Annotated in this window: 1 protein-coding gene; it reads right to left on the bottom strand. The window is 43.3% G+C overall.

Going from position 1 to position 471, the window contains the following annotated elements; all coding sequences use genetic code 11:
* A partial coding sequence (locus ERX35_RS11630) for an IS3 family transposase (protein WP_170234633.1) occupies positions 1–356 on the bottom strand: 356 nt, incomplete at its 3' end.
* Between the last annotated feature and the right edge of the window lie 115 nt (positions 357–471).

The raw sequence follows: 471 nt of genomic DNA, 5'->3' as shown, positions 1-471 counted from the left end.
ATAAACAAGCATATATAATGCCATTTTCCAGCCACCTTCACATAGGTCAGATCACTCACCAGCACCTCCATCGGTCTTTCTCTATAGAATGCTCTACCCAGACCATTGGTGATATCACGTTCGTTTGGTCGAGCCGGAAAGGCCCTGTAACGCTGGGATGTGTAGGTGGAGACAAGATTCTGTTTTTTCATAATGCGGCCAATCCTTCTCCTGGAAACCTTAATTCCCTGTTTATCTAAATGGATTTTGATTCTTCTCGTGCCAAAACAACGCCGGTTTGTATTGAAAATCTGAACGACCTTCTCAGTGACATCTCCATCGTGATGATTTTTTCCTGTGTCATTCAGTTTATTCACTTCATAATAGTAGGTGCTTCTGGGAATCTGCAGGACTTTACACATTGCTGATACTGAATATTTCTCGGCATTCTCACGAATGACGGCTATCTTCGTCCCATGATCAGCGCTGCAA

Source organism: Macrococcus equipercicus, from assembly GCF_004359525.2.
Classification (GTDB): Bacteria; Bacillota; Bacilli; order Staphylococcales; family Staphylococcaceae; genus Macrococcus; species Macrococcus equipercicus.
Note: the sequence above shows the minus strand (reverse complement) of the source record. Positions and strands in the feature narration are given on the sequence as shown.